Origin of the sequence: Methylobacterium sp. GC_Met_3 (assembly GCF_026540775.1) — a bacterium.
Classification (GTDB): Bacteria; Pseudomonadota; Alphaproteobacteria; order Rhizobiales; family Beijerinckiaceae; genus Methylobacterium.
Genome location: NZ_JALNUL010000056.1, coordinates 1 through 23,458, shown reverse-complemented (window position 1 = coordinate 23,458; position 23,458 = coordinate 1). Strand labels below are relative to the sequence as shown.

Annotated in this window: 19 protein-coding genes and 1 pseudogene; 12 read left to right on the top strand and 8 right to left on the bottom strand. The window is 69.9% G+C overall.

Features of this window, described 5'->3' with window-relative positions:
* Both OXS27_RS28340 and OXS27_RS28335 read right to left on the bottom strand, forming a co-directional pair.
* Positions 1–148, bottom strand: a pseudogene (locus OXS27_RS28340) (Holliday junction branch migration DNA helicase RuvB); the annotation flags it as partial.
* Between the two features lie 12 nt (positions 149–160).
* The gene (locus tag OXS27_RS28335) at positions 161–406 is read right to left on the bottom strand and encodes a hypothetical protein (protein ID WP_243926065.1); all 246 of its coding nucleotides are present in this window, start codon (positions 404–406) and stop codon (positions 161–163) included.
* A gap of 200 nt (positions 407–606) precedes the next feature.
* Between OXS27_RS28335 and OXS27_RS28330 the strand changes: the two genes are divergently transcribed.
* Together OXS27_RS28330 and OXS27_RS28325 are read left to right on the top strand one after the other, a co-directional pair.
* On the top strand, positions 607–1,710 hold the full coding sequence (locus OXS27_RS28330; protein WP_243926067.1) for a major royal jelly family protein: 1,104 nt from the start codon (positions 607–609) through the stop codon (positions 1,708–1,710).
* A 124-nt stretch (positions 1,711–1,834) separates the two neighbouring features.
* Complete coding sequence (locus OXS27_RS28325; RefSeq protein WP_243926069.1) at positions 1,835–2,203, top strand: hypothetical protein; 369 nt, start codon at positions 1,835–1,837, stop codon at positions 2,201–2,203.
* Positions 2,204–2,388: 185 nt separating this feature from the next.
* On the opposite strand, the gene OXS27_RS28320 is transcribed toward OXS27_RS28325, so the two are convergent.
* Positions 2,389–3,144 (bottom strand): SDR family oxidoreductase, encoded by a 756-nt coding sequence (locus tag OXS27_RS28320; protein WP_243926071.1) that lies wholly within the window; start codon positions 3,142–3,144, stop codon positions 2,389–2,391.
* Positions 3,145–3,254: 110 nt separating this feature from the next.
* Here OXS27_RS28320 and OXS27_RS28315 point away from each other — a divergent pair, with 110 nt between their 5' ends.
* The 4 genes from OXS27_RS28315 (at position 3,255) to OXS27_RS28300 (ending at position 11,169) form a co-directional block, all read left to right on the top strand.
* Positions 3,255–4,148, top strand: coding sequence for a LysR substrate-binding domain-containing protein (locus tag OXS27_RS28315; RefSeq protein ID WP_267360675.1), 894 nt, complete (start codon positions 3,255–3,257; stop codon positions 4,146–4,148).
* 200 nt (positions 4,149–4,348) lie between these two features.
* Positions 4,349–6,886, top strand: coding sequence for a PAS domain S-box protein (locus OXS27_RS28310; protein ID WP_267360672.1), 2,538 nt, complete (start codon positions 4,349–4,351; stop codon positions 6,884–6,886).
* A 274-nt stretch (positions 6,887–7,160) separates the two neighbouring features.
* Positions 7,161–7,721, top strand: a complete 561-nt coding sequence (locus OXS27_RS28305) for a PAS domain-containing protein (RefSeq protein ID WP_267360670.1) — start codon at positions 7,161–7,163, stop codon at positions 7,719–7,721.
* On the top strand, positions 7,702–11,169 hold the full coding sequence (locus OXS27_RS28300) for a CheR family methyltransferase (protein WP_267360667.1): 3,468 nt from the start codon (positions 7,702–7,704) through the stop codon (positions 11,167–11,169). The genes OXS27_RS28305 and OXS27_RS28300 overlap by 20 nt, the downstream gene beginning before the upstream one ends.
* A 36-nt stretch (positions 11,170–11,205) precedes the next feature.
* Here OXS27_RS28300 and OXS27_RS28295 read toward each other — a convergent pair whose 3' ends face one another.
* A complete protein-coding gene (locus tag OXS27_RS28295) occupies positions 11,206–11,778 on the bottom strand; it encodes a DNA-3-methyladenine glycosylase (protein ID WP_243926086.1) in 573 nt (190 codons plus the stop codon).
* A 191-nt stretch (positions 11,779–11,969) separates the two neighbouring features.
* On the opposite strand from OXS27_RS28295, the gene OXS27_RS28290 reads away from it, so the two are divergent.
* Positions 11,970–13,697, top strand: coding sequence for an adenylate/guanylate cyclase domain-containing protein (locus OXS27_RS28290; RefSeq protein ID WP_267360664.1), 1,728 nt, complete (start codon positions 11,970–11,972; stop codon positions 13,695–13,697).
* 12 nt (positions 13,698–13,709) lie between these two features.
* Here OXS27_RS28290 and OXS27_RS28285 read toward each other — a convergent pair whose 3' ends face one another.
* Positions 13,710–14,945 carry an MFS transporter gene (locus tag OXS27_RS28285; protein ID WP_267360662.1) on the bottom strand — a complete coding sequence of 412 codons (1,236 nt, stop codon included), beginning with the start codon at positions 14,943–14,945 and terminating at the stop codon, positions 13,710–13,712.
* A gap of 92 nt (positions 14,946–15,037) precedes the next feature.
* Between OXS27_RS28285 and gcvA the strand changes: the two genes are divergently transcribed.
* Both gcvA and OXS27_RS28275 read left to right on the top strand, forming a co-directional pair.
* Complete coding sequence (gene gcvA / locus OXS27_RS28280) at positions 15,038–15,925, top strand: transcriptional regulator GcvA (RefSeq protein WP_243926093.1); 888 nt, start codon at positions 15,038–15,040, stop codon at positions 15,923–15,925.
* A gap of 642 nt (positions 15,926–16,567) precedes the next feature.
* Positions 16,568–18,712 (top strand): helicase-related protein, encoded by a 2,145-nt coding sequence (locus OXS27_RS28275; protein ID WP_267360660.1) that lies wholly within the window; start codon positions 16,568–16,570, stop codon positions 18,710–18,712.
* Positions 18,713–18,830: 118 nt separating this feature from the next.
* On the opposite strand, the gene OXS27_RS28270 is transcribed toward OXS27_RS28275, so the two are convergent.
* From OXS27_RS28270 to OXS27_RS28260, 3 genes are all read right to left on the bottom strand, one after another.
* Positions 18,831–19,940: an acyltransferase gene (locus OXS27_RS28270; protein ID WP_267360658.1), complete on the bottom strand. Its 1,110-nt coding sequence runs from the start codon at positions 19,938–19,940 to the stop codon at positions 18,831–18,833.
* A gap of 189 nt (positions 19,941–20,129) precedes the next feature.
* Positions 20,130–20,495 (bottom strand): response regulator, encoded by a 366-nt coding sequence (locus OXS27_RS28265; protein WP_267360656.1) that lies wholly within the window; start codon positions 20,493–20,495, stop codon positions 20,130–20,132.
* Positions 20,496–20,563: 68 nt separating this feature from the next.
* Positions 20,564–21,073 carry a hypothetical protein gene (locus OXS27_RS28260; protein ID WP_267360654.1) on the bottom strand — a complete coding sequence of 170 codons (510 nt, stop codon included), beginning with the start codon at positions 21,071–21,073 and terminating at the stop codon, positions 20,564–20,566.
* Positions 21,074–21,721: 648 nt separating this feature from the next.
* Here OXS27_RS28260 and OXS27_RS28255 point away from each other — a divergent pair.
* The 3 genes from OXS27_RS28255 (at position 21,722) to OXS27_RS28245 (ending at position 23,377) form a co-directional block, all read left to right on the top strand.
* Complete coding sequence (locus OXS27_RS28255; protein WP_267360652.1) at positions 21,722–21,979, top strand: hypothetical protein; 258 nt, start codon at positions 21,722–21,724, stop codon at positions 21,977–21,979.
* A 118-nt stretch (positions 21,980–22,097) separates the two neighbouring features.
* Complete coding sequence (locus tag OXS27_RS28250) at positions 22,098–22,829, top strand: hypothetical protein (protein ID WP_267360650.1); 732 nt, start codon at positions 22,098–22,100, stop codon at positions 22,827–22,829.
* A 14-nt stretch (positions 22,830–22,843) separates the two neighbouring features.
* Positions 22,844–23,377 carry a hypothetical protein gene (locus OXS27_RS28245; protein WP_267360648.1) on the top strand — a complete coding sequence of 178 codons (534 nt, stop codon included), beginning with the start codon at positions 22,844–22,846 and terminating at the stop codon, positions 23,375–23,377.
* The last annotated feature ends 81 nt before the right edge of the window (positions 23,378–23,458 follow it).

Genomic DNA, 23,458 nt, shown 5'->3' with positions numbered 1-23,458 from the left:
CCTGCATGTTGGCCCGGGCCGCGCGCTGGCCGATGAACTCGGCCAGGCTCAGCGGACGGATCGTCTGATCGACGTCCTCGGTCCGCTTCTCCGGCGTCAGCAGACCCGGGCGCGTCGCGTTCGGGGCTGGCGGCCGGGCCGTCGTCATCCGCGAGACCATTCAGGCCGCCGCTTTCACCCGGTCGCGCGTGGCCTCGAAGGGCTGCACGAGGACGCGCCGTCCGGTCAGGTCGTGGACGGTGACACGCCATTCGGCCCAGTCGGTCCGGTTCGCCAGCGCGCGCCGCACGTCGGCCGCGACCTTCTGGGCCCGGGCGCCTAACCGGCCGGCGGCGCGAACCTCGGCGCCGCGGGCGTCGAACACGCATTCGAGGCCGTTGGTGCAGTGGAAACGGTAGCGTGCCATCCCGTGCTCCTCTTGGCCGCCTTCGGCCCACCCTTCGTGTTCACTATATGTTCTTAATCACGCGGGATCTAGCCCGGGCGAAGCGTCGCATCCATTGCGATTTCCGGCGCGATCCCAGCCACCTGCGACCCGGCACGGAACATGGACCGTCCTTCGCGCTTTCCGGCCAATACCCCTCGCCCAGCGATCCGGGACGCCGCATGACACGCTCCGCACTAGTCGCCCTCCTGCTCGTGGCCGGCTTGGCGACGCCCGGACGGGCCGAAGAGGCACCGGCCGACTCCGACGCCCTCAAGCCGATGATCCAGTCGGACAGTCTCGTGTTCAACGGTGTCACCCGCTCGGCGGACGGCCGGGTGTTCTCGCCGTTCCAGCGCCAGTCCAAGGACACGGGGATCGAACTCGGCGAGTGGAAGGACGGCAAGGCCGTGGCCTATCCCGACGCGGGGTGGAACGCCTGGAAGGCCGGCGACGACCCGGCCAAGGCCTTCGTGGCGGTCAACGCCATCCGGATCGGGCCGGACGGCGACCTCTGGGTGGTCGACAAGGGCGCCCCCGGCATGGGCGAAGCGCCGCTGCCGGGCGGCCCCAAGCTCGTGCAGATCGATCTCGCCACCAACACCGTGCGCAAGGTCTACCCGCTGCAGGCGGCCACCAACGACCGGAGCTTCATCGATGATTTCCGCTTCAACGGCCGCAAGGTCTACCTGACGGATGCCGGGCAGCCCGGGCTGCTCGTCCTCGACCTCGACACCGGGGCCCTGCGGCGGGTGCTCGACGGGCATTGGTCGACGATCGCGCAGCGTCCGCTCACCGGCCAGGGCCGGGTGCTGCGGGACGACAAGGGCAAGCTGCTGTTCATCCACGCCGACCAGCTGGAGGTCGCGCCGGACGGCAAGACCTTCTACTACCAAGCCTGCACCGGCCCGCTCTACAGCATCGAGACCCAGTATCTCGACGATGCCTCCGTGGGCGATGACGAGCGGGCCAAGCACGTCAAGCTCCATGCCGCCACCGTGGCGACGGGCGGCACGGCGATCGACGCATCCGGCACCATCTACACGAGCGACACGGATGGCCTGCGCATCCTCAAAATTGCACCGGACGGCACGATGAGCACGCTCGTGCAGGATCCCCGGCTGGTCTGGGTCGACGCAATGTGGATCGACGAGCAGGGCGGCCTCTGGATCCCGGCCGCGCAGATGAACCGCACGCCGGCGATGAACGGCGGCGAGACCTCGGCGGTAAAATTCCCGACGACCATCTATCGGATGCAGATCGACGCCAAGCCGCTGCGCAACTGAACGCGTCTCTATCCGGCCGATGCGCGCCCGGAGACCCAACACGGGTTCTCGGGGTTGACGGGAGGCGGCCGACGGCGACGCATCGCAGGACGCGGAAACAGGACGCAGAGGCAGGACGGAGGGTATGACGATCATGTCCGGGATGCGGTGCCCGCGCGCGGCGCGGGTTCTTCTGGCCGCCGGCCTGCTGGTCGGGGCGGCTCTTCCGGTGCGCGCCGCGGGATCCCTCACGATACAGGAAACCCGCCTCCACACGCCGCCGGATTCGCACGAGCCGCAGCGGGCTCAGGTCGAGTTGCGCAACACCGGCTCCGATCCGGCGATGCCGGTGACGATTCTCTGCACGTTCACCGGGGCCGGTGGGGCGGTCCTCGATACGCAGACGGCCTCGGTGCCGGAGATCGCCGGCCGCGCCACCGCGCAGGCCGAGGCGATCTACTACGGCTATCCCCGGGCGAGCGGTGCGGCCTGCCGGCTCGCCGAGCCGCGCTAGGATGGAGACTCGATCCGCTTGATCGTCCGAAGGATCGCTGAGGGTGGCAAGCAGCCCGTCCGCTTATCGGGGCATGGAGTGCCAAGCGGACCGGCTGCTTACGTTCGTTGTGCCCCCATCGGCTTCAGCGTTCCGTCACTGTGAATCGACATGGACGTTGAGATGGGGGCGTTCGACGTACCGCCTCAGACTTGGGCCTGACCGCCGTCGACGAACAATTCGACGCCGTTGACGAAGCTTGCCTCGTCGGAGGCCAGGAACAAGACCGCATTGGCGACCTCCGTCGCCTCGCCGACGCGCCCGAGGGGGATGCGCGAACCCAGGAAATCGAGAAGGCCCTGCTGCTTTTCGGCATCGTCACCGGCGAGGCCGACGAGGCCGGGCGTGCGCGTCGCGCCGGGGCTGACCACGTTGATGCGGATGCGGCGCTCCTTCAGGTCGAGGATCCAGTTGCGCGCGAAGTTGCGCACCGCCGCCTTGCTGGCGGAATAGACGCTGAAGGCCGGCGTCCCTTCGCTGCCGGCGGTCGAGCCGGTCAGCACCACCGCACCGCCATCCTTGAGGAGCGGAAGGGCCTTCTGAACGGTGAAGAGCGTGCCCTTCACGTTGGTGGCGAAGGTGCTGTCGAACTGCTCCTCGGTGATGGCACCGAGCGGCGCGAACGCACCACCGCCGGCATTGGCGAAGACGACGTCGATCTGTGCGTGCTTCTGCTGGACGACGTCGTAGAGGCGGTCGATGTCGGCGAGGTTCGCCATGTCGCCGCGAACACCGGTGATCCGGCCGCCGATCTGTGTCACCGCCGCGTCGAGCGCGTCCTGACGGCGGCCGGTGACGAACACCGAGGCGCCCTCCCGCGAGAAAGCCTTAGCGGCGGCGAGGCCGATGCCGCTGGTGCCGCCGGTCACCACCACAACCTTGTTCTGGAATCTGCCGGTCATCGTCGTTCTCCGTGGTTCGGCTGCCTGTGAGCCGCTGCCAGAGAGATGCTCCTAGAACGATGATGCGGACAGACGGCGGATATGGCACGTAGCGTTCCAATTGAGGAACGATGATGCGCGCAGACCTCAACGACTACGTCACCTTCGCCGAGGTCGTCGCCCATGGCGGTTTCACCGCGGCAGGTCGGGCGCTCCGCGAGCCGAAGTCGAAGCTGAGCCGCCGTGTCTCGGCGCTGGAGGCTCGGCTCGGGGTGCGGCTGATCGAGCGCTCCAGCCGACGCTTTCGCGTCACCGAGGTCGGACAGACCTTCTACGAGCGCTGCCGCGCCATGATGCTGGAAGCCGAGCGGGCCGAGGCGCTCGTTGCGGAAGCCCAGGCCGAACCGCATGGCCGCATCCGCATGAGCTGTCCGCCGAACCTCGTGAAGGTGGTGTCGGCCATCGCACGCGGGTTCCTCGACCGCTTCCCGAAAGTCCGGCTCCAACTCGTCGTGACGGATCGAGCCGTCGACCTGATCGCGGAGCGGATCGATGTCGCGCTCCGCGTCCGCCACGCGTTGACGAGCGACGCATCCCTCACGATGCGGTCGCTGGGACGATCCCGCTGGATCCTCGTTGCCAGCCCACAGGTCGCGAGCGGCCTCGGTGCCGACCTGGCCGACCTCGCCTCGGTGCCGACCCTAGATACGAGAGACGAGGCGGGCGAGACCACCTGGATGCTTGAGCGCGCGGACGGGACGGCGCATGTGGTGCGCCACGAGCCCCGGCTGACCTGCGCCGACTACGCGGTTCTCTGCGAGGCGGCTGCGGACGGACTAGGCGTCGCCTTCCTGCCTGATCACGCCTGCGCGGCGCACTTGAACTCCGGCAGGCTCGTTCGCGTATTCCGGGACTGGCGGAGCCGGGACGGCATCGTCCATATCGTTTTCACGACCCGCCGCGGCCTGCCGCCCGCCGTCCGCGCCCTCATCGACCATCTGGCGAACGAATTTCCGGATTTGTGAGGGCCAAGACGGGGCGTCGACGCTCGGCCGCTGCGGTAACGCCTCGGACAGGTGGCGCGCAAACCCGGTTTCCGGCAGAAGGCGCCCACGCAACGTCCGTCTTGTCGCAGGCTGATCCCCGTGCCCGCCCCCCTCTCAGCTCTCACCGAGACCGGCCGCGCCCCGCATGCATGCGCCCCGGCGCGGCGGGGCGCCTGACCATGGATGCGCCCGGGCCCGACGACCTTCTGCGGCGCGCCCTGGCGCTGGAGACGGAGGCGGCCGCGCTGCGCGCCCGGGCGGCGGGATGCGCGGCCATGGAGGACCGCCGGACGGCGGGCGCGCAGCGCCCCTGGGCGGCCCTCGACGGCGCCACGCACATCGCCCTCATCGCCACCGACCCGGCGGGTCACGTCACGGACTGGAATGCCGGCGCACAGGCCATCCTCGGCTGGACCGCGCACGCGATGCGCGGCCGGCCGGTCGCGAAGCTGTTCACCCCCGAGGACCGGGCGGAGGGGCGCCCGGAGCAGGCGATGCGCACCGCGCTGGACCAGGGCCGCGCCGAGGAGGCGGGCTGGCGCCTGCGCGCCGACGGAGAGCGCCGCTGGGTCTCCGGCGAGACGATGGCCGTGCGCGACGCAGCCGGAGATCTGACCGGCTTCGTCACGATCCTGCGCGACCGCACGGATCTGCGCGCGGCCGAGCAGGCCCTGCGCGCCAGCGAGGAGCGCTACCGGACCCTGTTCGAGGCCATCGACGACGGCTTCTGCGTCATCACCTTCCTCGACGGCCCGCACGGCCCGCTGAGCGACTACATCCACGTCGAGGCCAATCCGGGCTACGAGCGGCATACCGGCATCGCCGGCATCGTCGGGCGAACGTTGCGCGGCCTCGTCCCGCCCGACGACGCAGAGGCCTGGCTCGACCTCTACGGCGGCGTGCTGCGCACCGGCACGCCGATCCGGTTCGAGCGCTACTTCGCGCTCGTGGACCGCACCATCGAGGTCTCGGCGGTCCGGATCGAGCCGCCGAGCCGGCGCCAAGTCTCGGTGCTGTTCCGGGACATCACGGCGCGCCGGAAGGCGGAGGATGCGCTGCGCGCCAGCGAGGCCCTGGCCCGTGCGAACAGCGAGCGCGTCCAGCTCGCCCTGGCGGCGGGCGCGATCATCGGCACGTGGCTGTGGGACCTGCCGAGCGACCGGTTCACCGTGGACGAGGCGTTTGCGCGGAGTTTCGGCCTCGACCCGGCCGTGGGGCGCGAGGGCCTGAGCCTGGCCCAGGTGGTGGAGACCGTCCACCCCGACGACAGGGCGGGGCTCGCCGCGGCGATCGAGGCCGCGATCGCCCGGGGCGGGGCCTACGCGCACCAGTACCGGGTCCGCCGCGCCGACGGGCGCTACTATTGGCTGGAGGCGAACGGCCGCGTCGACCACGGGCCCGATGGCACGCCGCTCAGCTTCCCGGGGGTCCTGATCGACGTGGACGAGCGCCGGGCCGTGGCGGCCGAGCGGGACCGGGCCGCTGCGGCCTTGCGCAGCCTCAACGAGACGCTGGAACAACGCGTCGCCGAGCGGACCGCCGAGCTGATGCGGGCCGAAGAAGCCCTGCGCCAATCGCAGAAGATGGAGGCGGTCGGGCAACTGACCGGCGGCCTCGCCCACGATTTCAACAACATGCTGGCCGGAGTCGTCGGCTCCCTGGAGCTGATGCAGACCCGGATGCTGCAGGGCCGGGTCGCCGATCTCGACCGCTATATCGGCGCGGCCCAGGGGGCGGCCCGGCGCGCCGCCGCCCTGACCCATCGCCTGCTCGCCTTCTCGCGCCGCCAGACCCTCGATCCGAAACCCACGGACGTGAACCGCCTCGTCGAGGGCATGATGGAGCTGGTGCGCCGCACGGTCGGCCCCGCGGTGGCGATCGAGTCGATCGGAGCCGGCGGCCTGTGGCCGACGCTGGTCGATCCGAGCCAGTTGGAGAACGCGCTCCTCAACCTGTGCCTCAACGCCCGGGACGCCCTGCCCGACGGCGGCCGTATCGTCATCGAGACGGCGAACCGCTGGCTCGACCACAGGGCCGCGCAGGCGCGCGATTTGGAGCCGGGGCAGTACGTGACCCTCTGCGTCTCGGACAACGGCACCGGCATGACGGCGGACGTCGCCACCAAGGCCTTCGACCCCTTCTTCACGACGAAGCCTATCGGCGAAGGCACGGGCCTCGGCCTGTCGATGATCTACGGCTTCGCCAAGCAGTCGGGCGGGCAGGTCCGGATCTACTCGGAGTTCGGCCAGGGCACGATGGTCTGCCTGTATCTGCCCCGCCATCTCGGCGAGGCGGAGGGGGACACGATCCTGCCCGATCTCGTCCACGCACCGCGCGCCGAGCAGGGCGAGACCGTCTTGGTGGTGGACGACGAGCCCACCGTGCGAATGCTGGTGACCGAGGTGCTGGAGGATCTCGGCTACGCGGCGATCGAGGCGGCCGATGGGGCCTCCGGCCTGAAGGTGCTCGAGTCGGATGTGCGCATCGACATGCTGATCACCGATGTCGGGCTGCCCGGCGGCATGAACGGCCGCCAGATGGCCGAGGCCGGGCGGCGGCACCGCCCGGACCTCAAGGTACTGTTCATCACCGGCTACGCCGAGAACGCCGCCCTCAACCACGGTCATCTCGGCCCCGGCATGCGGGTGATGACAAAGCCCTTCGCGTTGGAGGCGCTCGCCACCCGGATCCGGGGGATCATCGCGGGCGAGGGCTGAGGCCGAAACCAGCACGCACCGCGACTGAGAGCAGGCGGCCGGAACACGATGACGCGATATCGGGACGCTCGGGCAGCCTGCTGAAGCTGGCGCGACCGTCCGTCATCGCTGCGCGCGGCTGCGACCTCGGGCTGCCGCGCCCACGACGGAACGCTGCTTCGCGGTTCGAAGCGGGAACCAGACAGCGTGGCCGTTCTTAAGGTGGCGGGCCGGCCAGTGGGACGGGCCGGACCGGCCGTGATGGGCCGAACGGTGAGGCGACAGAGGATCTGCCGTGGATACGCAGAACGTTCCGGCCGAACTGAAGAGCTATTTCGACAGCGCCCACATCGCCCTCGCGCTTGCCGCCGTCACCGCCGACAACCCGCTGCTGCTGGTGAATGCGCCGTTCCACAAGCTGACCGGCTATGATGCGACGGACGTCGTCGGCCGCAATTGCCGCGTCCTGCAGAAGGATGCGGAGAACCGGGAGGCCCGCGCCAAGATTCGCGCCTTCCTCGAAGACGATCGGATCAATGCCGTCCGGACGACGATCGTGAATTTCCGCAAGGACGGGCGGCCGTTCGTCAATCTGCTGTACATGTCGAAACTGAAGGCTCTTTCGGGCGAGGTGCGCTTTCTTTTCGCATCCCAATTCGACATCAGCCGCTCGCAACCAGAGTTGCTTTCTGCGTACGATATCGAACTGAGCCGGACCCTGTCCCGGTTGAGTCCGACGCTTGTGGAGAGCGGCATCGTCATCGAGGGGTCGCTGATGACGATCGCCAACACCGTCGCCACCGTCGCGCAGGCGAAGCTCACCCTCGCGGATCTCGATGCACCAGGATTTCCTTGACGAGCCCGGGGCGGGAGCCCCGGAGGTCCTGGGCGGCGCCGGTCAGGTCGTGGCCGCGCCCTTCACCGGGCCGGTGGTGGGGATCGGGGCCTCGGCGGGCGGGCTCGAGGCCCTGCGCGAGATGCTGGCCCGCGCCCGGACGCCGACGGGCATGGCCTTCGTCATCGTCCAGCACCTCGATCCCAACCACGAGAGCATGCTGGCCCAGCTGCTGGACCGGCATACCGGGCTGGAGGTGCTCCAGTGCGAGGGCGGCGAGCGGATCGCCGGCGACAAGGTCTACATCATCCCGCCGGGCCGGGGCTTGGTCATCCAGAACGGCGTCCTCGAACTCACGCAGTTCGCGCAGCCGCGGGGCTTACGCCGGCCGATCGACGATTTCTTCCTGTCGCTGGCCGTCGATCAGCAGGCCAACGCGGCCTGCGTGATCCTGTCGGGCACCGGCGCGGACGGCACCACCGGCCTGCGCGCCATCAAGGAACATGGCGGCGTCTGCGTGGTGCAGCAGCCGGATACCGCCCGCTACGACGGCATGCCGGTCTCGGCGGTCGGCACCGGCCTCGTCGACTTCGTGCAGCCGCCGGGCGAGATCGTGGATTGCCTCTCGGCCTTCTTCCGCCGCCGCGGCACCGATGCGGAATCGGGCGCGGTGTCCGACTATCTCGACGACCTGTGCCGGGTGCTCCGCGCCGCCGTGGGCCATGATTTTGCCGGCTACAAGCGCACCACCCTCGGGCGCCGGGTCGAGCGGCGCATGCACGTGCTGGGCTCAGAATCCGGCCGGGCCTATCTCGCCCGCGTCCGCGCCGACAAGGGCGAGTGCGAGGCCCTGTTCCGCGACCTCCTGATCAACGTCACCCGCTTCTTCCGCGACGCCGAGCTGTTCGAGACCTTGCGGGAGCGGGTGGTCGAGCCGCTGCTGCGCAACCGCGATCCGAACGAGGACATCCGGGTCTGGATCCCGGGCTGCTCCAGCGGCGAGGAGGCCTACAGCATGGCCATGCTGTTCGCCGAGGCTGCCCGCAGCCTCGACCTGCCGCTGGCGGTGCAGATCTTCGCCACCGACATCGACGAGCGCATGCTCCAGATCGCCCGGGAGGCGAGCTATCCGGCCGCGGCTCTGGCCGACATCCCGGCCCCGATGCGCGAGCGCTACATCATCCCGCATGCCGAGCGCTTTACCATCGCGGCCGAGATCCGCGACCTGATCCGCTTCTCCAGCCACAGCCTGGTCAAGGACCCGCCCTTCTCCCGGATCGACCTGCTCTCCTGCCGTAACCTGCTGATCTATTTCGACGAGCGCCTGCAGCAATCGGTGGTGCCGCTGTTCCACTACGCGGTGCGGCCGGGCGGCTACCTGTTCCTCGGCCCCTCCGAGAGCGTGAGCCGGTTCGAGCACCTGTTCCCCGTCCTCGACCAGCACGCGCGCCTGTTCGAGCGGCCGCCGGGCTCGCCGCAATACCCGATCGACCTGCCCGGCAGCGCCCGGCGCGGCGAGGTCCGGCGCGGTGGGCGCGAGGAGCGCCGGGGCGAACCATCGACCGCCGACGAGTCGGCGGCGGTGCGGCGCGTGATCGAGCGCTACGCCCCGCCCAGCATGGTGCTGAACGAGGATGGCGGCATCATCAGTGCCTACGGGCCCCTGAGCCGCTACTTCGACTTCCCGGTGACGCGCACCGGCGGCACCAGCGCGATCACGCTAGCACGGCCTGGCCTGCGCGACGTGATCGGCCCCCTGCTCCGGCGGACCCGGGACGCGCGCAAGCGCGTGGCGGTCCGGAACGTGGAGGTGCGCTCGGAATACGGCCTGCAGCAGGTCGAACTGATCTGCGATCCGCTACCGGACGGCTCGATGCTGCTGGTCCTGCGCGACACCAGCGCCTTCGAACCGTCGAGCGACCTCGACCTGCTCGACCTGGACGCGGGCGGCGACCATGTCGAAGCACTGGAAGGGGAATTGCTGCGCACGCGCTACAAGCTGCGCTCGACCGTCGAGGAATTGGAGACGACGAACGAGGAGCTGAAGAGTTCCAACGAAGAAATGATGTCGATGAACGAGGAGCTCCAGTCGACCAACGAGGAGCTGTCCACGGTCAACGACGAGCTGAAGACCAAGGTCGAGCAGCTCACCATCGCCAATGCCGACCTGCGCAACTTCTTCGAGTCGACCGACCTCGCCGTCATCGTGCTGGACCGGGAGCTGCGGGTGCGCAGCTACACCGCGGCGGCCACCACGATCTTCCCGCTGCAGCCGGGCGACCGGGGCCGGCCGCTGGCCGACGTCGCGAGCCGGCTCGCCGGCCAGGACTATCTGCACGACGCGCAGGCGGTCTGTACCGGCGGCTCGGCCATCCAGCGGCGCCTCACCACTCGGGACGGCGACCGGACGCTGTCGTTACGCGTCCTGCCCTATCGCCTGCAGAACGGCAGCATCGACGGCGCCACCCTGGTGCTGACCGACATCACCGAGGCCCTGTCGCTGGAGCGCCAGCTCGCGGCGGAGCGCGAGCGGTTGGAGCTGGCCGTCAAGGCGGGCGGGATCGGCGTCTGGGAATACAGCCCGGACGCCGGGACCATCGTGGTCGACAGCACCGCCGGCACGATATTCGGCCTCGCACCCGACACCCCGCACCCGGTCCCGGCCCTGGTCGCCACCGTGGTGCCGGAGGACCGGGTCGGCCTGGAGGCGGCGCTGGCCGATGCTGCCCACGGGCTCGACGAGTTCGAGGCGCGCCTGCGCGTCCGGGCGGCCGACCACGCCCCCCGGCACATCCGGAGCTACGGGCGCCTGACCAGAAGCGGCGACCGGAAGCGCATCGTCGGCGTCTGCATCGACGTGTCGCCGGAATACGCGCTGGCCGAGACCCGCGACCTGATGCTGCGCGAGATGAACCACCGGGTGAAGAACCTGTTCGCGATCATCGGCGGCATGATCTCGGCGGGCTCGCGCACGCATCGCGACATCGGAATCTTCGCCTCCGACATGCGCGATCGCATCTCGGCGCTGGGCCGGGCCCATTCGCTAGCCGACCCCACCGACGGCCAGGGCCTGAGCGACCTCGCGGGCCTGATCGGCGCGACCCTGCGCCCGTACCGCGACCATGTCCCGACGGTGATCGAAGGGCCGCTCGTGGCGATCAACTGGCGGCACGTGTCGTCGCTGGCGATGATCCTGCACGAATGGGCGACCAACTCCGTGAAGTACGGAGCGCTCGGAGCCGAGGACGGGTCTCTGTCGGTGACCTGGGACCGGGGGCCGGACGGGCTGATCCTGGACTGGTGCGAGCGGATGGCCCGGGTGGCCGAGCCGCGGCAGGGCCGGGGCTTCGGCTCGCTGCTGGTCGAGATGTCCCTGCGCCAGCTCGAAGCGACCGTGGAGCGCAGCCACGACGCCTCCGAGTACCGGATCGTGCTGCGCCTGCCGGACTCCGCGCTCACGACGGGGTGAGACCGTCCGCCCAACCCATCTCCGGGTCGGAGCGTGTCACGCGGTCCCGCTGGCTGGGCCAGGCCTGCGCACCGGCCGGCTGACGAACCGGGAGCCTGCGAGCAGGAAGCGCCAGGGCGTCTCCGCGCCGCGGGTGATCCCGATCCGCCGGTCGCTCACCACCTCGGCCGGCGCCGTGCGGGGCGTGAACCGGAACGGCGCCCGCCCGACCGGCCAGCCGTCCTGGGCGCCGGTGACGCCGAGGGCCTGACACAGGCGGCCGGGCCCGGCGCAGAGCAGCCGCGCCTCGTCCATACCCCGCCGGGCCTGCATGACGGGCATGCCCTCGGTCGGCGCCAGCGCCCGGATCAGCACCGCGCTTCCCGGCTCGCACACGAGGTTCAGGCACCAGTGCATCCCGTAGGAGCGGTAGACGTAGACCGTCCCGGGGGCCCCGAACATGCTGGCGTTGCGCCGGGTGGGGCCGTTGAAACTGTGGGAGGCGGGGTCGGTCCGGTCATAGGCTTCCGTCTCGACGATGACGCCGCCCGCCCCGTCGACGAACAGGCCGGCGCCGATCAGGTCCGTCGCCACCGCGGCGGCCGGTCGGGCGAAGTCGAAGTCCAGCATCGGATCCCGGGGTTCGGCTCGAGGTTCGGGGTGCCGCGTCGACGGAGGTAACCCGCGGCAGGCCGCCGGGTCGACCCGCCACGCAGCGCAGTGAACACGCAAGCGACGAAATAGATCGGGCGCGATACACGTCTTGCTGGTACGAGGGTCACGGAAATGCGAGCCGCCGGCCGATCCCCTCGGACCCCAGCATGACGCGCACAGCCGCGATCGCGACGCTGCAACCAGCCGGAGAGTCCACCGGCGCCCGGCCGGCCGTTGCCGCGCCGCGGCGGGTACTCCTGACGGTGCGCCGTCTCCGGCTTGCGAGTGGTCTGGTGCTGTTCGGCTACGTGCTGACCCACCTGATCAACCACACGCTCGGCAACGTCTCCCTGGCCGCCCTGGAGGACGGCCTCGACGTCGTCACGGCCCTCTGGCTCAACCCGCTGGGGCTCGCGCTCCTGTACGGCGCGCTCTCGCTCCACATCCTGCTCGGGCTCCAGGCCCTCTACGCGAGCCGCTTCTTCCGCCTGCGGGCTGGCGAGATCCTGCAACTGGGCTCCGGCCTCCTGATCCCGCCGCTGCTCGTCAGCCACATCGCCGGGACCCGGATCGCCTTCACCACCGAGGGGCTCGACAAGGGCTACGCGCAGGAACTCTACGCCTTCTGGGTGGCGGACCCGATGCTGGGGGCGCTGCAGGCGGCCGTGCTGGTCATCGCCTGGGTCCATGGCTGCGCGGGCCTGTATTACTGGCTGCGGCTGAAGCCCAGCTTCGGGCGCGCGGCGCCGGCGCTGCTGGCACTGGCGGTGCTGGTGCCGGTCGTGGCGCTGCTGGGCTTCGCGCAGGGCGGCCGGGCGATCCGCGCCCGGGCGCAGGATCCCGCTTGGCGGGCAGTGGAACTCCAGCCCATCCATATTGGGCGGCCCGATCAGGTGGCCCGCCTCGCCGATATCCGGGACCGGATGCTCCTGATCTACGCGGGCCTCATCGCAGCGGTCATCGCGGCCCGCGGGGCGCGGACCCTGTCGGAGATCCAGCGCGGGACGGTCCGGCTCAGCTATCCGGACGGGCGGGTGGTCCGGGTGCCCCGCGGCACCAGCGTGCTGGAGGCGAGCCGGCGAAACCGGATCCCGCATGCCAGCGTCTGCGGCGGCCGCGGCCGGTGCTCGACCTGCCGGATCCGGGTCACGGATGGCAGCGACGGCACACCGCCGCCCGGCCGGGCCGAGGGGGCGGTGCTGGCGCGCATCGCCGCCGGGCCGGGGGTGCGCCTTGCCTGCCAGTTCCGGCCCGAGACCGACCTCGCGGTGGTGCCGCTGCTGCCGCCGCAGCCGCGGATACGCCCAACGGACCTGCTCGACCGGGCGGAATCCGGCGAGGAACGCTTCATCGTGGCGATGTTCGTGGATCTGCGCGGCTCCACCCGGCTCGCCGAGGAGCGGCTGCCCTACGACACGGTGTTCATCATCAACCGCTTCCTCGGCGCGGTGGGCGAGGCCGTGCGGGCCGCGGGTGGCTCGACCAACCAGTTCCTCGGCGACGGGCTGCTGGCCCTGTTCGGCCTGGAGGGCGAGCCCGAGCAGGCCGCCCGGGACGCCCTGCGGTCGGTGGACCTCATCGGCGAATCCGTCGACGCCCTCAACCGCCTGCTGGCCGAGGATCTGGAGCACATCCTGCGCTACGGCATCGGCGTGCATGCCGGCCCGGCGATCGTCGGTGAGATGGGCGACGCCACCGACGCCCGCTTCACGGCGCTTGGCGACACCGTCAACGTCGCCGCGCGCCTTCAGGGGCTGACCAAGCGCCTCGGCTGCGTGGCCGTGGTGTCGGAGGCGGTCTACCGGGCGGCTCGCGTCGCACCAGTGGCGGTCCGAGACATCGCGGTGGACGGACGGTCCGATTCCGTGCGGGTCAGCGTGATCGGGAGCCTCTGAACGAGACCGGCCTCAGGCCGGGCACCGCGCGGATCCTTCCCTGAGGGCGGGCGCCAGCGATAGCATGAGTGGCACCGCGGCGAGCGCCGTCGCGGCCGCAGCCGCAGCCGCCCAATGCGGGCCGGCCGCGTCGCCGAGCCGCCCGTAGAGCAGCGGCGCCGCCAGCGCGCTGCCGCCGAGCGTCCAGGTGTAGAACACGGCGAACGCCCGCTCGACCTGGCCGCCCGGGGCCAGCTCCGGCACCGTGCCGTAGAGCACCGAGGAGGTGCCGTTCAGCATCACGCCGAGCACCGGCAGCAGGAGCAGCACGGGCGCCAGCGGCAACGCGATCACCGCCAGGATCATCACGGCGGTCCCGGTCTCGGTAAGGATCACCGTGCGGGTCACGCCCAGGCGCTCGCCGATCCGGCCGCAGACGGCCTTGCCCAGGGCGCCGCCGATGAAGACGAGGGACAGCGCGAGGCCGACCGTGGTGAGCGCCGCGCCCTTCTCCTGCATCAGGAACGGCAGGTAGATCAGGAAGGCCGGCCGGGCGGCGTTGTCGAGCATCCCGATCGCGACGAGGAGCCTGAACCCGGTCCGGCCCGCCGGCACACCATCGGCGTGCGGCGGTTTCCGCGCTGCCGGGCCCGGACTGGTCCCGTGTGAGTCAGGATCACGCGGCAGCAGGCGGCCGACGGCGAGCGCCACCGCGAGGCCGACACCCGCCACCACCCAGAGGGCGTGGCGCCAACCCGTTAGCGTCAGCAGGAAGCCGACCAACGGCGGAACCGCCGCCTTTCCGAGATCGCCGGTGAAGTTGTAGGTGCCCAGCGGCCCCCGAGCTCCGGGTCCGTAGGCCCGGGCGATCACCGCCGAGGCCAGGGGATGCTGGGTGCTGCTGCCTGCGCCGCCGAGCAGCAGGCCGATTCCGAGCCCGATCAGGCCGCCCGAGGCACCCGCGACGGCATAGCCCAATGCGCTCAACAGGGTGCCGAGCGCCAGGACGGTCCGGGCGCCGAGCGATTGGGCCAAGCGGCTCGCCGGCATCTGCAGCGCCGCCAGGGCGCCGTTGTAGAGCGAGCGCAGCAGCGCGAGGGCGACGTAGTCGAGGCCGAACTCGGCCTGCCAGACCGGCAGCAGCACGTAGATGAGATCGGTATAACCGTCGTGCAGGGCGTGGTTCAGCCCCGTGACCGTGAGGATGCGCCGCGTCTCCTGAGGAGCTGCGGGCTCGGACGACACGGTCAGGTTCGATGCGAGGGCCATCCTGTCACCTTCTGGCTGCCGTCACAGGATGGCTGTCTGGTTCGAGGCTGACAAACGACTTATGCTGACCCGCGTGTGAGGAAACCTGACCCGTGCATCGCCGGCTGCCGCCACTGAACGCCGTGAAAGCTTTTGAAGCCGCGGCGCGCCACGCGAGCTTCACCCGGGCGGCGGACGAATTGCACGTCACCCACGGGGCGGTAAGCCGTCAGGTGCAGACGCTGGAAGACTGGCTGGGCGTGCCCCTGTTCGAGCGCCACAACCGCCGGGTCGTCCTGACAGAGGCCGGAGCCGCCTACGCGGCCGAGATCGGCGCCGCCCTCGACCGGATCGCCCTGGCGACCGCCCGTCAGGTGGAGCGGGGGCGCCCGCACCTGCTCCACGTCAACGCTCTGGCGACCTTTACCCTGCGCTGGCTGATTCCGCGCCTGTCCGGCTTCCAGCGGGCCAACCCGTCGGTCGAGCTGCGGCTGACCACCTCCAACGTGCCCCTGGCGCGCCTGACCGAGCCGTTCGACGTGGCGATCCGGGGCGGACCGGAGACCCGCCCGGGCCATGTGGCGGAGCCGTTCCTGTCCGAACGGCGCATCCCGGTCTGCAGCCCGGCGCTGCTGCGGCGCCTGCCCCTGGACGAGCCCACGCAGCTCCGGCAGCACACGCTGCTGCACGCCGCGACGCTCCCGCGGGTCTGGCCGGACTGGCTGCGGGCAGCCGGCGTGCCCGACCTCACGCCCCAAGCCTCGGTGACGCTGGAGCATTTCTACCTGACGCTTCAGGCCGCCCTGGACGGGCTGGGGATCGCCATGGGGCCCGAGCGCCTGATCGCCGACGACGTGGCGGTGGGGCGCCTCGTCCTGCCCTTCGCGGGTCCGGCGCTGCCGGCGCGCAGCTACTACACCTACGTCCCGGAGACGCGCACGGAGGATCCCGCGATCCGCGCCTTCTGCGGCTGGCTGGCCGAGACGGCGCGGCTTCCGTGAGCCGCGTCAGCGCGACGGGCCCCTCCGCCATGCGGGCTACGATGTTTACAGATCTTGGGTGGATACCGGCATTGGTGACGGAGCGCGGCCTGCCCCCCTCTCCCGGGCGGGCTTGCGGATTTACACTTCTCTGCTGGATGCCAAAGGCTTGAGAATCAAGCGCGTTTCCCCTCCCCCCTGCGGGGAGGGGCCAGGGGTGGGGGTGGCTCAGGATCGAGCGCCCCGGTGCCTTCTGCACCACCCCCACCTCCAACTCCAACTCCTCCCCGCAAGGGGGAGGAGAGCGCGTCTCCGCCCGCGAAGTGTGAACATCTACGCCCGCTCGGGAGTGGGGACCTGCACTCGTCTCTGCAGCGATGTGGCCGGACCCAAAGCGTAAATCCACGGCTCGCACAGAAGAGCAGCCCACGCCCTTCCAAGCTGGCGCGCATCTGCCAAGACCGCGATGCCGTGCCGTCTGCAGCCGTCATCGCGAACGCAGCGGAGCAACCCATGGCGGCAGACCACCACCCGGCCTCGCAATGACGGGCCCGCGCATCACGTTTGAAGTGGCGCGCGGCGTCGGCGCGACGCATGGTCGAGATCGGAACGCGCCCGATCCCGTCCGGGTTGGCGTGAGACGCTTCTGCCAAAGGTGACCGCATGGCGCGCAAGCGTCCCCGTCCGACGATCGAGAGCCTGATCGAGTCCCTGGGGAGGCTCGGCCTGTCGCCGGAGGCGGTCGATCTCGACCGGCTGCTCGCCCATCTCGAACTGCCCGAGTACGGCGCCGAGGTGGAGGACGAGCGCGTCGCCCAGGTGTTGCGCGCGATGCGGGCGGCCCGGGCCTTCGCGGAGACCGGCGTTCCGGTGATCCGGAAGGCGATTCCGACCCTGCGGGCCGTGGTGACCAAGGACCACCGGATCACGTGGCTGGTCCGGACCGAGATCCCGCTCCTCGACAACGGCCGGCTGGACCTTCGGCTCGACATCGCCCCGGACCCGGAGGCCGCCGCGATCCTCTCCCGCATGGCGGCCCGCAACGATCCCACCCTCGGCCTGGAGCCCTTGCGCGAGGCCCTGGCGCGCACTGCGCTCGACGCCACCCGCAGCCTGCACAAGCCGGTCGACCGACTGCGGGCGCAGCTGCTCGTGGATCTCCGTGAGGTCGGGGCGGATGCCGCCGCCTACATCGCCCACATGGATCGCTCCCTGCGGTCCCGTGTGTTCACCTACGGCGCGAAACTCCCGCGTTCCTTCAACGACACGCTCACTCCCGTGCGCCGGCACGCCAAGGCGGTGGCCCGCGAGGGCTCGCGCCTGCGCCGCCTGCGCGATCAGGTCGGGTTCGGCGCCTATATCGAACGCTTCACGGCCGCCCGGCGCCTCAACCGGAAAATCTTGTTCCACATGGGGCCGACCAATTCCGGCAAGACCTATGCGGCGCTCCAGCACCTGACGGAGGCCGAGACCGGCGCCTACCTCGCGCCGCTGCGCCTCCTGGCGCTGGAGAACTACGAGGCCCTGCGCGAGCGGGGGCTCCGCGCCGGCATGATCACCGGCGAGGAGGTGCTGGGCGAGGCGAACCCGACCCACACCGCCCGCACCATCGAGACCGCCGACCTGACCCGGCCGATCGACGTGGCGGTGATCGACGAGATCCAGATGTTGTCGGATCCCGACCGCGGCTGGGCGTGGACCAACGCGCTGTTCGGCGTCGCGGCCCGGACGGTGATCGTCTGCGGCTCCGACGACGCCCTGTCGTATGTCCGCCGGGCTGCGGAGGCCGCCAACGAGTCGCTGGAGGTCATCCCCTTCACTCGCAAGTCGCCGCTCCTGCTTGTCGAGGAGCCGGTGCCGCTGGAGAAGGTCGAGCCGGGCGACGCGGTCGTGGCCTTCTCCCGCCGGGCCGTGCACGAGAACCGCGAGATTCTGGTGGCGCGGGGCCACCGGGTGGCGACGATCTACGGCGCCTTGTCGCCGGAGGTCCGCCGGGCCGAGGCCGCACGCTTCCGCTCCGGCGAGGCCAACGTGCTGGTCACTACCGACGCGATCGGCATGGGGCTCAATCTCGGGCCGCTCAAGCGGATCGTGTTCTCGACGGTGCGCAAGTGGGACGGGACCGCCGAGCGGGCGCTTACCCATTCCGAGATCCGCCAGATCGCCGGCCGGGCCGGCCGCTACGGGCATCAGGATGTCGGCTACGTGGCGGCGACCGACCCCTATGCCGCTGAGCCGATCCGTACCGCCCTCTCGGGCGCCCCGACGGCACCGGCGGCCGATACGCGCTTCTTCGTCCGCCCGGATCTCGGGGCGATCCGCTCGGTTGCCGAGGAGATGCGCACCCACAGCCTGTACGAGGTGTTGACCCATTTCGCCCGGGCGACCTTCTACGCGGGCTCGCCGTTCCAGCCCTCCGCGCTCGAGGAGGTGCTCGACGTCGCCCGGACGGTCGACCGGGCCCGGATGCCGATCGAGGAAAAGTTTGCCTTCTCGGTCTGCCCGATCGACCGGCGCGACGAGATCGCGATGGGCCTGCTGGAGCGCTGGTGCCAGGCGCGGGCGGCGGGCCTCACGGTCCCGGCGCTGCGCGGCAACCTCGCGGGCGCGCTCGACTACCAGGAGCGGACGGTGAAGCTCGCCAGCGCCTATCTGTGGCTGTCGCGGCGTTTCCCCGAGACCTTCGACGACGTGGAGGCGATCCGCCACATGCGCGGCCGCGCCAACGAGTCCATCGAGCAGCATCTGCGCGAGACCGCGACCCGCAAGGCCGAGCGGCGCACCCGCCGCAGCGCCGGGGGCCGATGACGGGCGGGACCTGAAGTTCTGGATTTAAAAGGCCTCAGGCCTTTTGCGGGTGCAGGGCAGCGCCCTGCTGTCGGACTATGACCAATCGTCGGGCTTCAGCGCGACGCGCGCCAGGGCTTCACCCTGGCAACCGACCAAAGGGCAAGCCCTTTGGAATCCCGGGATGCGATCGATCCGCGATCAGGCGCCGGCCCAACCGGATGCAGGGCCGCTCGACGAAGCGATGGACCGGGGCCGCGATGGCCAGCGCGACCAGCATCGCGGCGGCGATCAGCGCATGGCCGGGAACGACGAGACCCGCGGACCGGGCGACGGCGATCACCACCTCCTGGGCGACCGGGCCGAACAGGTAGAGGCCGTAGCTCACCGCGCCGAGCCACGCGAAGAGCGGCGCCTCGATCCGGCAGCGCGTGGTCATCAAGGCGAAGAGCAGTAGCGCGACCCAGTAGGTGGCGGTGTAGCGGTACCACGTCTCGCCGAAGCCGAGGTCGCGCCCGTAGGCGAGCACCGAGATGACGGGGATCGCCAGCGTGATCAGGGCCAAGATTCCGAGGGCGGCCCGGCGGGCCTCCGGCTGGTCTTCGACATGCCAGCGGCGCCAGAGCGTTCCCCAGAACATGATCGCGAGGGCCAGCGGCAGCGCCACCGGCAGGGCCTTACCGAGATGGTAGCGCGCCACCGCCATCAGGATGGCCGCCGCCAGCATCACCACCGCCGCGCCCGCGAGGCCCCGCGTCCGCTGGAGCAGACCGGCACAGAACAGGAGCACGCAGAGCCCGTAGAAGATCAGCTCGATCTGCAAGGTCCAGTACAGCCCGATGATGTTCTCGATGCCAGCGAATTGCTGGAGCATCGTCAGGTTGGCCATCACGGTCGAGACCGGGAGATCCCGGCCCAAAGCGACGTAGAAGGCGCAGATGCCCATGGGGATCGACAGCCAATAGGCCGGATACAGGCGGAAGAACCGGCCGATCGCGAAATCCCGGACGGGGGTCCGGCTGCGCGCGTCGAGCGAGTAGGGCACGACGAAGCCCGAGACGGCGAAGAACATCACCACCGCGACCTTCCCGAGATCGACGGATTGGGTGAGCGCCTGGAACAAGGCCCACTCGATTCCGCCTCCCGCCTGTCCGGTCTTCACGAGATGGTCCGCGAAATGGAAGTAGATCACCGCCAGGGCGGCGAAGCCGCGGATCGTGTCGACATAGCCGAGCCGGGCGCCTCGCATCGCTCCACCTGTGAAAACGCAAGATCACGGTGCGCATTCGACAGCGCACCACATCGGAAACAGTAGAGCCATTCCCTGTCCGCTTCACATCCAAATCGATCGCGAACCCCAAAACTGTCCAGACAGGGTTAAGGCGGGTGCACGGCAGAGACGGCAATCCGCCGACACGCGAGGGGGCCCGGACCGCGATCAGGCCGGCCAGACCTCCGCGAGGGTCCGGCGCAGATCGGCCGGCATGAAGGGCTTGACCAAGCAGGCGTTCACGCCGGCGCGCCGCACGGCCGTGAAGGCGTGGGCGTGCTCCTTCGTGGTCATCATCACGAACAGCGTCTCCCGCAGGCGACGGTCGTCGCGCACCCGGCGGAGCAGCTCGAAGCCGGTCATCGGGAACATGTGCAGGTCCGAGATGACGAGGCCGTAGGCATGCGCGCTCATCATCGCCAGCGCAGCGGCGCCGTCCGGGGCCTCGTGCACGTCGCGGACGCCGATCTGTTCGAGGACGGCGCGGACCACCGTGCGGATCAAGGGCACGTCGTCGACCACGAGGACGGGCATCCGCCGCGGATCGAGCACCGGTTTGGATTGAGGGTGCGGCGCGGGTGATGGAGATCCGGATGGCGCACTCATGCCGCGGCCTGCGTGGTCGAATCCGGGAATTCCGACAGGATCGCCGCCTGTACGCGTGCGGCCAACGCCCCGGCCTGGACCGCCCGCGCGTCGGCCGCACGGGCGCAGGCTTCGGCGGCATCGGCCCGCGCCGCGGCGGCTGCAATCCGAGCGTCCGCACGGCGGCCCGCCGCGTCGGCCAAGGTCTCGGCCTGCTGGGCTTGCCGCTCCGCAGAGACGACCGCGTCGCGGGCACGCCGCAACGCCTGCCTGCAGGAGCGATCCCGATCCTCCGCATGGGCCTCGATCTGGCGCAGACGGCGTGCGGCCGCGCGCACCAGATCGACCAGCCCAGTCCAATCGGGCAGCGCCGGCGCCGCTTGTGACGCCGGCGCCGGCTCGTCCAGGCCCGGGACAAGGCGCAGGCGCGTGTCGGATCGCCCATCGAACACGGCAGCACGATCCGAGCCGATGCTGTCGCCGGGCCGGGGACACGGACCTTCAAGAATGTTCTGGACTTCGCTCACGACACACTTCTCACGGCCGCATGTAGTGATATGAGAAGACTTTATTGGTAAATAGATCGTTTAGTCATAGTTCACTATGTGCTGAGTCGCTCGGCAACACCTGGTTTTGACGACCGGATCGTCAACGATCGTGCTTTGCATAGGCACCGCCCGCGGCTCGCCGCTGGTTGGCAGGAATCGGGTCCGAGCGCGTTCCGAGCCGGCAGGCCGCGAAGCTTTTGTTTTGAAGAGCCATCGTGCGCCGAACCGGCATCCGCGTCGGCAGAGAGCATGTCAGCCGCAGCCCATCGGCGTCTCCTGATTCCGTCGCGATCGAACGGGTCGAGACGCGAAGGGGTGGCGCGCCATCGCCTCCAGATCTGTCAAGCTTAATCGAGATGTACAGTATCTACTTATTTTCGCGCCGACCGAAACGGTTAATGCGCATAAACATAGTTAACACAGCGAAAAACATGTGAATCGGATCCGAATCAATCAAACACTGCTTGCTCTCGTCGCCGCAACTGTCCCCTCATGCGGATATCAGTATGGGTGGGTGCAAGGATGAAGTACGTAAGTATGGCCTGCTTTGCAGTGATCGCGGTTAATCTGTGCAGTCCCGCTTGGGCCGGCCGCGGAAACGCCCTCGCGGGCGGCTGGGACAGCACGTTGACGAACGGGAAGCAGAACGCGGCTCCGGCAGCGGCGCCGACCACCACGAGAACGACCGCCTCGACATCCCTTTTCAGCGCCGGGATCTTCGCAGGATCGTCCTTCAGTCTGAGTTCCTTGGGTGGCGGGTCCGGCGGCAACACAGGGGGCGCCCCCTCGCCGGAGGTCAATGCCGCCCTCAGTCTGATCCTCGTCGGCGGCACCGTGGCCTTCCTGCGTCGGCGGCAGTTCCGCAATGCCGAGCCGCAGGCCTGACGGTTTCGCCATGACCGAGCGCGCGCGGCGCGGCACCGGCATGCGGTCGGACACGGCCCCTGCGGGTCTCGCCGACCGGGCCGCCGCCTGGGCCGTGCTGCTCTTCTCCGCGGGCACCATGCTGTCGGCGATCGTGCAGCGCCATCTGTTCGAAAAGGTGCAGACCGCACAGCATCTCGTGGAGTTCAATGCCGGCGAAGCGTTCGCGCTGGCCGCGCTTCTGTCACAGCTCCTTGCCATGCCGGGTGGCAGGATGGCGCTGACGCGCTCCGATCGCGCGATCCTGGTGGTGTCGGCGCTCGCTTGGTTCATCCCCGAGCAGCACGGGGTTTACCTGGCGATGACGCTCGCCGGCAGCTGGTTTCTGCTCACCAAGCGGGCGGATCGCTACCGGGCCGGCATCGGGCAGATCTGGCTCGCCCTCTCGATCTACGCGTTCTGGGGCAAGCTCGTCTTCAAGATCCTCTACCAAAGCATCGAGGGCGCGGAGATCGGCCTGGTCTATCGAATCGGCCGTCTGGTCTACGATGGACTGGGGACGGAAGGAGCAAGCCTCAGCGTCCGTGGTGATTGGGCGATCGTCGTCCTTGAAGGATGCTCGTCCTTTCACAACCTGTCTCTGGCGGTATTGATCTGGCTGTCCATCCTGAAGATCGCCGATCAACCCGTGAGTCGCCCGGCGCTGGGTGCGCTCGCAACGAGCTTCGGCCTCGTGGTGGCGATCAACGTCGCACGCATCCTGGCGATGCTCCCATCCCGGGAGGCCTACCATGTCTGGCATGACGGCCAGGGGGCGTCCCTGGTGGCGCTGGCATCCGTGGTGGCGATGATCGTTCCGGCACTATTCTAGATCGAGGAGCGCAGATGCGTGCCGAGACGCCGAGCCTGACCGCGTCAGCGCGGGGTTGCCTCGTCCTGTTGAGCCTCCTCCTGGGAGCATCGCTTGCGGTCCGCGCCTATGCGCACGCACAAGCCGCCGATCCAAGCGGGATCGCGGCCCCGGGGGCGGGTTTCCCTCCGATCGATCTCGGCGCGGGCACCTCGTTGCCACGCGCAAGCGCCGGACGTCACCGTGTCGCGGCGGGTTCGTGCGCGCGCGCGGCCCTCGTTACCTTCGTCTGGGTCGGCCCCTACGGATCGGATCCCTCGCTGGTCGACACGCCGGACCCCGAAGATCAGGTGTCCTACATCTATCGTGGCTGGAACCTCGGACACCGATCCGCGACCGTCAGCCTCAACGCGATCTATTTCATGCGCTTGGCCCAGGCCCGGCTCAGCACCGGGCGAAGCCCGGCGGCCGACGACATCGCGGTCAAGATCGTCGTGCCGGCCGGATGCGATGCCACGCCAAACGATGTGCTGGCGGCCTTCCGGAAACAGGTCAGCTTTACGGACTGAGTTTGGCGACGGCCCGACTGTCAGCGGTGACCGGCCTTGGCCGGCCCGCGCACGGCATTTCGCGATCGCTGATCAAAACGA

Coding starts and splice junctions, on each gene's coding strand:
- OXS27_RS28335 (WP_243926065.1), bottom strand. CDS start 406: ATGGCACGCTACCGTTTCCACTGCACCAACGGCCTCGAATGCGTGTTC.
- OXS27_RS28330 (WP_243926067.1), top strand. CDS start 607: ATGACACGCTCCGCACTAGTCGCCCTCCTGCTCGTGGCCGGCTTGGCG.
- OXS27_RS28325 (WP_243926069.1), top strand. CDS start 1,835: ATGACGATCATGTCCGGGATGCGGTGCCCGCGCGCGGCGCGGGTTCTT.
- OXS27_RS28320 (WP_243926071.1), bottom strand. CDS start 3,144: ATGACCGGCAGATTCCAGAACAAGGTTGTGGTGGTGACCGGCGGCACC.
- OXS27_RS28315 (WP_267360675.1), top strand. CDS start 3,255: ATGATGCGCGCAGACCTCAACGACTACGTCACCTTCGCCGAGGTCGTC.
- OXS27_RS28310 (WP_267360672.1), top strand. CDS start 4,349: ATGGATGCGCCCGGGCCCGACGACCTTCTGCGGCGCGCCCTGGCGCTG.
- OXS27_RS28300 (WP_267360667.1), top strand. CDS start 7,702: ATGCACCAGGATTTCCTTGACGAGCCCGGGGCGGGAGCCCCGGAGGTC.
- OXS27_RS28295 (WP_243926086.1), bottom strand. CDS start 11,778: ATGCTGGACTTCGACTTCGCCCGACCGGCCGCCGCGGTGGCGACGGAC.
- OXS27_RS28290 (WP_267360664.1), top strand. CDS start 11,970: ATGACGCGCACAGCCGCGATCGCGACGCTGCAACCAGCCGGAGAGTCC.
- OXS27_RS28285 (WP_267360662.1), bottom strand. CDS start 14,945: ATGGCCCTCGCATCGAACCTGACCGTGTCGTCCGAGCCCGCAGCTCCT.
- OXS27_RS28275 (WP_267360660.1), top strand. CDS start 16,568: ATGGCGCGCAAGCGTCCCCGTCCGACGATCGAGAGCCTGATCGAGTCC.
- OXS27_RS28270 (WP_267360658.1), bottom strand. CDS start 19,940: ATGCGAGGCGCCCGGCTCGGCTATGTCGACACGATCCGCGGCTTCGCC.
- OXS27_RS28265 (WP_267360656.1), bottom strand. CDS start 20,495: ATGCCCGTCCTCGTGGTCGACGACGTGCCCTTGATCCGCACGGTGGTC.
- OXS27_RS28250 (WP_267360650.1), top strand. CDS start 22,098: ATGCTGTCGGCGATCGTGCAGCGCCATCTGTTCGAAAAGGTGCAGACC.
- OXS27_RS28245 (WP_267360648.1), top strand. CDS start 22,844: ATGCGTGCCGAGACGCCGAGCCTGACCGCGTCAGCGCGGGGTTGCCTC.